This is a genomic window from Komagataeibacter europaeus LMG 18890 (assembly GCF_000285295.1).
In the GTDB taxonomy this organism is placed as follows: domain Bacteria; phylum Pseudomonadota; class Alphaproteobacteria; order Acetobacterales; family Acetobacteraceae; genus Komagataeibacter; species Komagataeibacter europaeus.
Genome location: NZ_CADP01000111.1, coordinates 1 through 8,303 on the forward strand (window position 1 = coordinate 1; position 8,303 = coordinate 8,303).

The 8,303-nt window shown below is 62.6% G+C and carries 8 protein-coding genes and 1 pseudogene; 4 read left to right on the plus strand and 5 right to left on the minus strand.

The window, feature by feature from the left end:
- The coding region (gene istB / locus GEU01_RS17845; protein WP_026018848.1) for an IS21-like element helper ATPase IstB at window positions 1–824 on the plus strand (824 nt) is incomplete at its 5' end.
- 120 nt (window positions 825–944) lie between these two features.
- On the opposite strand, the gene GEU01_RS17850 is transcribed toward istB, so the two are convergent.
- Together GEU01_RS17850 and GEU01_RS17855 are read right to left on the minus strand one after the other, a co-directional pair.
- Entirely contained in the window at window positions 945–1,724 is a 780-nt protein-coding gene (locus GEU01_RS17850; protein WP_019087172.1) for a segregation and condensation protein A, read from the minus strand.
- Window positions 1,714–3,051 (minus strand): site-specific integrase, encoded by a 1,338-nt coding sequence (locus GEU01_RS17855; RefSeq protein WP_019087173.1) that lies wholly within the window; start codon window positions 3,049–3,051, stop codon window positions 1,714–1,716. Before GEU01_RS17855 ends, GEU01_RS17850 begins: the two co-directional genes overlap by 11 nt.
- Window positions 3,052–3,571: 520 nt before the next feature.
- Between GEU01_RS17855 and GEU01_RS17860 the strand changes: the two genes are divergently transcribed.
- Window positions 3,572–5,017, plus strand: a complete 1,446-nt coding sequence (locus tag GEU01_RS17860; protein ID WP_019087174.1) for a tyrosine-type recombinase/integrase — start codon at window positions 3,572–3,574, stop codon at window positions 5,015–5,017.
- A gap of 86 nt (window positions 5,018–5,103) precedes the next feature.
- On the plus strand, window positions 5,104–6,030 hold the full coding sequence (locus tag GEU01_RS17865; protein ID WP_019087175.1) for a ketopantoate reductase family protein: 927 nt from the start codon (window positions 5,104–5,106) through the stop codon (window positions 6,028–6,030).
- Between the two features lie 186 nt (window positions 6,031–6,216).
- Here GEU01_RS17865 and GEU01_RS17870 read toward each other — a convergent pair whose 3' ends face one another.
- From GEU01_RS17870 to GEU01_RS24830, 3 genes and pseudogenes are all read right to left on the minus strand, one after another.
- Window positions 6,217–6,609, minus strand: a complete 393-nt coding sequence (locus GEU01_RS17870) for a type II toxin-antitoxin system death-on-curing family toxin (protein ID WP_007400727.1) — start codon at window positions 6,607–6,609, stop codon at window positions 6,217–6,219.
- Window positions 6,606–6,833, minus strand: coding sequence for an AbrB/MazE/SpoVT family DNA-binding domain-containing protein (locus GEU01_RS17875; RefSeq protein WP_007396477.1), 228 nt, complete (start codon window positions 6,831–6,833; stop codon window positions 6,606–6,608). Before GEU01_RS17875 ends, GEU01_RS17870 begins: the two co-directional genes overlap by 4 nt.
- Window positions 6,834–7,006: 173 nt before the next feature.
- Window positions 7,007–7,279, minus strand: a pseudogene (locus GEU01_RS24830) (type II toxin-antitoxin system VapC family toxin); the annotation flags it as partial.
- A 64-nt stretch (window positions 7,280–7,343) separates the two neighbouring features.
- Here GEU01_RS24830 and GEU01_RS17885 point away from each other — a divergent pair.
- Window positions 7,344–8,303: IS256 family transposase (locus GEU01_RS17885; RefSeq protein ID WP_019087177.1), on the plus strand; the 960-nt coding region annotated here is incomplete at its 3' end.

Below are 8,303 nucleotides of genomic sequence, written 5' to 3' on the forward strand. Positions count from 1 at the left end.
TCCGACAAAGCCTGCTGGCTCTCCATATGGCACGCGCCCTCGAAACGCTTGATCACACGCTGGGCAGGCTGGAAAAGGGCGAGATCAGCGCCATCGAGGCCATCGACGACCTGCTGGCCGAAGAACTGAACCTGCGCGAGGGACGGCGCATCAGCGTAGCACTGCGCACCGCCCGCCTCATGCCGATCAAAACTATCGAGAGCTTCGACTTCTCATTCCAGCCTTCACTCGACAGGCATCGCATCACCGCGCTGGCCCAGCTCGAGTTCATCAATCGGGCCGAGGTGTTGCATTTTCTGGGCCCGCCAGGCACCGGAAAATCCCATCTGGCCACAGCCATCGGCGTGGCCGCCGTCAGGGCCGGACGCAGCGTCTATCGCTGCTCTCTGGCAGAACTGCTCGAGGCGCTCACCAGAGCCGAACGCGAGGGGCGTCTGGCCGAGAAAATTCGCTTCTACACGCGGGCTTCGCTGCTGATCGTCGATGAAGTTGGCTACCTGCCAATCACGCCAGGTGGTGCCAACCTCTTCTTCCAGCTGGTCAATGCCCGCTACGAAAAGGGAGCGATGATCCTGACCTCCAATCGCGGTTTTGCCGAGTGGGGCGATGTCTTCGGCGACCCGGTCGTTGCCACCGCACTGCTCGACCGGCTACTTCACCATGCTGTCGTCGTCCACATCGAAGGTGCCAGCTATCGCCTGCGCCAGCATGCCGATCTGATCCCCGAGCATACACGGGCCCACGCCAATCTGATGCCACCGGCAGCGCCAAAGCGCCGCGGTAGGCCCCCAAAGCATGGAGCTATCGATCACCTCAATGGCTGATCACCATATCCGTGCTGGGGAATTTTCCGACAGCACATGTGGGGAATTTTGAAACAGCATTTACAAACCCGACAGACTGCTAAGGCACACACTATCACCGCTATGGTGGGGAGACGCAGATCACGGCGAGGGAAACGCAACATTGGCAATCGATGCCTCTCCCCGTCGCACCAGTTCAAGGCCAGCCACAAACGTAGCAGCAACAACCGCGCGACGATCAATGATCCTGTCCGGTCCCCTTAAATCCGTTAGGAGCATACAGTCTTCCCATATGCTGCGGAAGGTTCCGTTCGCTATTTTTTCACAGACCAGAGTCAGCGCATCTGTCACACGCCAATATGCAGGCACATTAATCCGATAGACGGGAACGGACGTCGCAACCCGCGCCAATTCCTGCTCCAGTACACTGAGACAGGCTTCCATCAGACTGAAATACGTCCCCTGCCATGCAGAAACACTGCTATCCGCCCGCGCCCCGCCCCGCGTAAAAACCGACACGCCAAGCTGCGGTCGCGCCTCCAGCCAGTCCGCTGCCGCGCGCATCTGCAACAACCCCTCGATTTGGTCCGCCGTCCGGCGTGCCTCGCTCTCGGCAACCTGCTTTTCCGCCTGCGTGGCAAACAGCAGCCGCGAGCGCAGGAATACCAGCCGGGCGATCCAGATCACCCAGTCCGCGCGCTGCATGAGTGGCGTGGTCTGGGCCAGCCGCTCCGCCTCATCCACAAACTGGGCCGCTAGGTCCGCAATGGACAACACGCCCAGATCCAGACGCTGCCTTTCCGCCAGATCCAGCAGCAGGTCCAGCGGCCCGTCAAACCCCTCGACATGAAACTCCGGCACCATCGGGCGCGGCAGCCGACGCGGCGGGTCACCCCAGTCTTCGTCCTTGTCAGGCGACATTGGCGGTCTTCCCGGCATCAGCGCGCGCGTATTGCGGCCGGATGTCGAACATCAGCTCTGGCCAATCCGTCCGCACCCGGTCCAGCGCCTGCCACGGCGTCCACTCCGCCGACCAGAAGTGGTAGACCAGCCGGGCACTGCGGCGGGCGCGCTGATCGCGCACGGCTTCGACCTCCACCCGGCGCAACGGCAGCAACGTGCCCCACTGCGCCTGCAACCAGGCTGTCGCCGCGCGGGAGTCCGACCCGGCTTCCAGAATAGGACCGGGAACCGGCACCAGCCGATGCAGGTCAAACGCGCATGACGGCGTGCCTGCCGCCTGATGCTGCAGGGCGATCCGATGCAGGCGTTCGGATGCCTGCCGCAGCAGCCGGGCCAGCGTCACCGCCTGCGCCCCCTTCCCCGCCATCGGGGCCAGCAGGCGGGCCTGTTCGTAGTCAAAATCCGCCTGCCAGGGGATGATCCCCGGGCCTTGGGCCGCCGCTCGGAACCGGGCCACCGCGTCCACCGGACCGCTCACCGTGAGCGTTGTCCGGACCCAGTCCGGGGCAGGCCGCGTCGTGCGTCGGCGCGCTACCGTCCCGGCTGAGGACTCTGGCGGGCGCGTGGACTGCTTTCGGCACACCCGGTGGGCCGGGCGATCAGACCGTCCCAGCGCCCGGTCCAGCACGAACCGGATCCCCGGCACCGACAATTGATCCCCGACCGTGCCGTGCGCATCGATCCCCCGGAACGCCGCCCCCCAGCGCAGTTGCGCGGCATCGCGCCAAGCCGCCCAGGACCGCACCGGACAGACGGCCGGATCCCGGCGCCGCCGCAACCGGCGCAGCTGGTGGCGTCCGGACCGGGGTCGCAGCAGGGCGACGGTCATCCCGTCTGTCGTGTCGCTGATGTCTTCCACCGTCAGTCGGGCCAGCGCTTCGGCACCGATGTCCAGTGTGGCCGCCAGCAACAGCAAAGCCCGGTCGCGCAGGCCGGACAGGTCGGGGCCGCAGCGTCGCGCGGCGGCCAGCAGCGAAGCCACATCGACCCCGGCCCCAGTCCGGCGCACCCGCGTAGCGGGCAGGGCGACATCGAGCCCCTCGCCATTGGCGGCACACCACGCCGTCAGTGCCGCGCGATCCACCACCAGGCTCTGCCGCGGCCGTCCCGCCTTCGACCGGGCCTCCAGCCATGCTGCCACCGCCACAGGGCCGACCGGAAAGCCGCTATCGGCTGGTTGGGTCCTGACAAAGGCGCGCCAGGAGGCCGCATAGGCCCGTGCCGTGGCCGGCGACAGGCCGGTCGGGGGCCGCGCCGCCTGCAGCGGTCGACCGGTCTCAGCCATTCTGATCAGATCCGCGGTTTTCCGGCCCGCACGCCCTACGGGCCGATCCCGAACGAGCTTTCGAAGATGGTCGCGCATCCACCCTCAGCGGGCAAACGCGCCGGCTGCCCCCGATCTGACTAAGGCGATTACATTTCATAAGATACATCGTATCACGTTAACGGGTTTTGGAGAACGAAAAAGCGCCAGATTGATCCCAAAAGGCGCGGTTTTCCGGACTTTATGCCCCCTCCCCTCCCCGCCGGGCAAAATCCGACCAATCAAAACCCTACTTCCGATAAGTTATCTTGTCGGAAGTAGATGAAAAATTCCAAAATGCCTGCTAAAATCCCGAAATGCGCCCGTTCCAGAGTTCTTCCGCCACGTTCCTCTGCCTGCCTCTCCCCTATTGCCCGCGTGGCGGCCAGGCCCGTCCTGCCGCACCGATCGGCCAGCTCGGACTGGGCCACCGGAAAAAAAACGGGCGCGGTCCCGGTCGCCGTCTCTGCACCCAGGGGTATTCTGACTGGGAACGCCGCCCATGCTGAGCGATGTCCGGATCCTCGGCTCCAGCAGGCGCGCGCAGGCCGCGCTGCACGCCCGCGTGGACCAACTGACGCAGCTGCGTCTGGCCGAGACACAGGATCCGGCGCGCTGGCGCGAAATCCTCTCGACCGCGCGTTTCACACCACCCCTGCCCCTGCTTCTGGCTGGCATCGAATTGCCGGACGGTAGCTATTCCCCGGATACCCCCCTCGCCCAGGGCGTGCCGTATGCGTCGGCAGCCCAGCAGATGGCTCAGGACCACGTTGCGGATGTCCCATCGGGGTTCGAACTGGCCGTCGGACTGGAAATCGATGATGGCATGCCCAGCTTCCTGGCCTGGTTCCGGCCGATCCAGCCCGTAGGAGCCTGTCCCAAGACGTCAGACGCAGCGCCTCCTGCGCCCGTCGGCCAGCCGGCTGCTGCCGTCGCGCAATGGTTTTCCGTCGTCTCGGCACAGCCTGTGCCCGAACATGATGGCCGCCTGGCCACGGCCCGTCAGGCGGCCGATGCCTATATGCACCGCAGCAAGGCCGAGAACACGCTGCGCACCTATCGCGCCGCCGTCCGGTCCTGGTGTCGCTGGGCTGCCGGTCACGCCCTGCCTGCCCTGCCTGCCCGCGGTGAGGATGTTGCCGCCTATCTGGCCGACATGGCGCTGCAGGGGCGCAGGACCAGCACCATCGATCTGCATCGCGCCGCCCTGCGTTACCTGCACCACCTCGCACAGATTGCCGTACCCACCGCCCACCCGATGGTGACCGCAACGCTTGCCGGCATCCGTCGGGAGGCAAAGGAGGCCCTGCCCCGCCAGAAAACCCCGCTCACCTGGGACAGGCTGGTCAGGGTCGTCGAAGCCATCAGTCCCCACGATCTGGTCGGTGCGCGGGACCGGGCCATTCTTCTGCTCGGTTTTGCCGGCGCGTTCCGGCGCTCCGAGCTTGCCGCACTGAAGATGGACGACCTTACGGTGGACGAGGATGGCATGCAGATCCGGCTGGGCCGGTCCAAGGGGGATCCCCAGCGCAAGGGCGCGCTGATCGGCATCCCGCGGGGCCTGACCCGGAACTGCCCGGTTCTGGCGTACGAGACCTGGCTCCGGCAGGCCGGGATCACGGAAGGTCCGGTCTTCCGGCGGATCTGGTCCGCGCGGGGCCACAGGGCGGGAACCACTCCCGTCGGAACCCCGCCCAGGATCGGGCCGCACGCCCTGTCGGACCGGGCGGTCACGGACATCATCCGCAAGCGATGCGGCGACACCCAGCTCGAAGGGGACTTTGGAGGGCACAGCCTGCGCCGCGGCGCCATCACCACGGGGGCGAAAGACGGGTATGATCTCCTGGAACTGAAGCGCTTCTCGCGGCACAAAAGCCTTCAGGTCGTCGAGACCTATATCGACGAGGCCAGCATCAAGGCCCGGCACCCGGGAAGATCGAGATTCTGAGCCTGTCTTGACCCATGCCGCCAGAGCGCCTCAACTCGCCTTCAACTGCAACACGTCAGGGCGGATCAAAGAGAGGAAACAGCGTCATGGGTTCCAGAATTCTTGTTGTCGGCCCAGGCGCCGTGGGTGGGTATTTTGGCGCCCGCATGGCCAGCGCCGGGCATGATGTGACCTTTCTGGTGCGCGAAAGGCGCCTGCAGCAGCTCCGTGCCGGGGGCCTGTGCCTGATCAGTTCCGTTGGCAACGTCACCATGACCCCCCGGATGGTGATGGCCGGTGGGATTGAGGGGCCCTACGACATCATCCTGCTCAGCGTAAAAGCCTATTCCCTGATGGCTGCAATGAACGATTTCGCGCCTGCGGTGGGACCGCAGACACGGATTGTCCCGCTTCTCAACGGCATGCAGCATCTTGATATTCTGGCAGACCGCTTTGGCCCTGCCGCGGTCATGGGAGGCACGTGCTTGATCATCAGCAAGCTTGATGCGCAGGGGCGCATTGTCCAGACGGGTTCTCTTCCCCGGCTTTCAATAGGGGACCGGGAAGGCAGCGATACGCCAGTGACACGCAGTATTGCGGAAACCCTGTCGGGTTCCGGATTTGAAATCGTGTGTTCCACCCACATCCTGCAGGACATGTGGGATAAATGGGTTCTGCTCGCGTCCCTGGGCAGCATCTGCTGCCTGATGCGCGGAACCGTGGGGGATGTCGCCAGCCAGCCAGCAGGTCAGGCCTTTGCGCAGGCGGTCATCCATGAATGTGCGTCAACGGCGGCGGCGGCTGGCTATCCCCTACGGGATGCCACGCTGAAGGGCACTGTCAGTCTCCTGACGAAAACGGACTCCACCCTGACGTCCTCCATGTTCCGGGATCTGCTGCAGGATGCTCCTGTGGAAGCACAACAGATTATTGGTGACCTGGTCAGGCGGGCATGCGCGCTTCAGATCCCTACGCCCATCCTGGATCTCACCGATCTGAATCTGCGCGTGTATGAACAACAAAGGCACGCATGAAGAGGCACAGTGCAGATACGACGTCCCAGCGGACATATCCACTTCACAGATCATGCCAGCCTTGCTCAAAGATAATTTCTCCCTGCATGAACAGCCGGAATGGAACGTCTAACTTGAGGGAAATCTGACAGTTCGTTGAACGGCGGAGATGAGGCGTAAGCGGACATATCCGTGTCAGCAATACTCTTATGGAAGTTGATGCTTCCGCAGCCAAATGGCGAATTCTGTCTCATCGATTTTTCTTTCGACCAGAGCGACCATGCGCTCCACCACGTCAGGCGCAGTGATGGCGACGTTCTGGCCGTTTGCTTTGAGAAACAACACACAGCAGGCCCAGCCAGTCCGCTTGTTGGCATCATTGAACGGGTGGTTGCCCGCAATGCCGAAGGCATAGGCGGCGGCGATGTCAAACAGATCGACAGGAACTGGATCCGCGTAGTGATAGCGGTTCAACGGTCGGTCTAACGCGCTATGCAGCAAGTCCGCACTTTTGATTCCCTGCGCGCCACCATATTCGCGCAAGGCGCAATCATGCAGGAACAGCACAGCATCAACCTCGAGAAACTCCGGTTCGTTCACCGTTTCGCCAGTTCCTGAAGTGCGTCAGCCTGTTCGCGCAGCACTTCACGGGCAAGATCCATCTGGCGTTCGAGCTTGAGGTTGCGCTTCACCAGCTTAATGCCGTCAGCCAACTCGACCAATGTGAGTTCTTGCCCGATCTCCAGACCCAGTCGAATACGGGTCTCCGCCGGCAGCGTGAGCCCGACCGAATTGCCCTGCTTGCGCAGAGTGACCGTTTCCATGGCGCTCTCCTATCTTACGTCTCGTAAGATAATGAAGTTTGGATCACAATACCAGACTTCTGTTCTCTCATCCCGAGGCTAAATTGCGTGATTGTCACGATGTCCGGTATTGAAAAGGAAAAATGGGCATCCCGATGATCAACATGAAGGCATATTCTGACGGCAGTTCTGCTTCACGAACAGCGTATTCGCTTGATGGGGTAATGATCCATTTGTCCGTCTTCCGAAAGGAATGTGGCGTGTTCAACTTGCGCCTGCGCCATCAGGAGGTGGTCAAACGGATCACGATGATGCAGAGGCAAAGACATAAGGATATGCAGGTGTTCGGGTTGTATTTGCAGCAGAGAGAAACCTTCCTCAGGAATGGCTGCCAGAATGTCGTTCATATCCGCATCCAGTTTTCCAATACGGATTTTGATCGCAATCTCCCATAATGACACGAATGCTCGAGAGTGTCCGATCTTCTGTGTATAATTGATCTGGTCCATACTTCACCGAAAGGAAGTATGAATGACCATCTCGAAGGAACTCCTGGACGAATTGCTGACGGGCGTGAAGCGTCCTGAAGACCTGCTCGGAGACAGCGGGTTGCTGAAGGAGCTGAAAATTCGGCTCATGGAGCGTATGCTGGGTGCAGAGTTGAGCGCGCATCTGGGCTATGAGGAAGGCAAGGCTGCCCCGCCGGGCCAGTCGAACCGGCGGAATGGCTCCACGACCAAGGTGCTGAAAGGCCAGGACGGCGCCTTTCCGGTGACGGTGCCGCGCGACCGCGACAGCAGCTTTGAGCCGGAGCTTATAAAGAAGGGCCAGACCCGGATCGACGGGATCGACGACAGGATCATCGGTCTCTATGCCGCCGGTCTGACGGTCCGGGACATCCAGACCCATCTGCTTGATCTTTATGGCCTGAAGGTCTCTCCCGACCTGATCAGCCGCGTCACCGATGCCGTGCTGGACGAGGTCCGGGAGTGGCAGGGCCGGGCGCTGGATCGGATGTATCCCATCGTGATCTTCGATGCCCTTCGGGTAAAGATCCGCGATGCTGACAGCCGGACCGTTAAAAACAAGGCGGTTTACGTTGCTCTCGGTGTCACCCGCGAGGGAGTGCGCGAGGTTCTGGGGCTCTGGATCGCCGAGAATGAAGGCGCCAAATTCTGGCTTTCGGTCATGAACGAGTTGAAGAACCGGGGCATCCAGGACATCCTGATCGCGGTCGTGGACGGGCTGAAAGGCTTTCCCGAGGCCATCACCGCCGCCTTTCCCGAGGCGATGGTTCAGACCTGTATTGTTCACCTGGTGCGCCACAGCCTGAACTTCTGCTCATGGAAGGACCGCAAGGCCGTGGCTGCCGACCTGCGCCGGATCTACGGGGCGGCGACCGCTGACATGGCGGCCGCAGAGCTCGATGCGTTCGAGGAGAAATGGGCCGGGAAATACGCGTCGATCGCCCCGGCATGGCGCCGGGCATGG

Excerpts from the sequence above, each read along its gene's own strand:
- GEU01_RS17850 (WP_019087172.1), bottom strand. The coding sequence starts at position 1,724 with ATGTCGCCTGACAAGGACGAAGACTGGGGTGACCCGCCGCGTCGGCTG.
- GEU01_RS17855 (WP_019087173.1), bottom strand. The coding sequence starts at position 3,051 with ATGGCTGAGACCGGTCGACCGCTGCAGGCGGCGCGGCCCCCGACCGGC.
- GEU01_RS17860 (WP_019087174.1), top strand. The coding sequence starts at position 3,572 with ATGCTGAGCGATGTCCGGATCCTCGGCTCCAGCAGGCGCGCGCAGGCC.
- GEU01_RS17865 (WP_019087175.1), top strand. The coding sequence starts at position 5,104 with ATGGGTTCCAGAATTCTTGTTGTCGGCCCAGGCGCCGTGGGTGGGTAT.
- GEU01_RS17875 (WP_007396477.1), bottom strand. The coding sequence starts at position 6,833 with ATGGAAACGGTCACTCTGCGCAAGCAGGGCAATTCGGTCGGGCTCACG.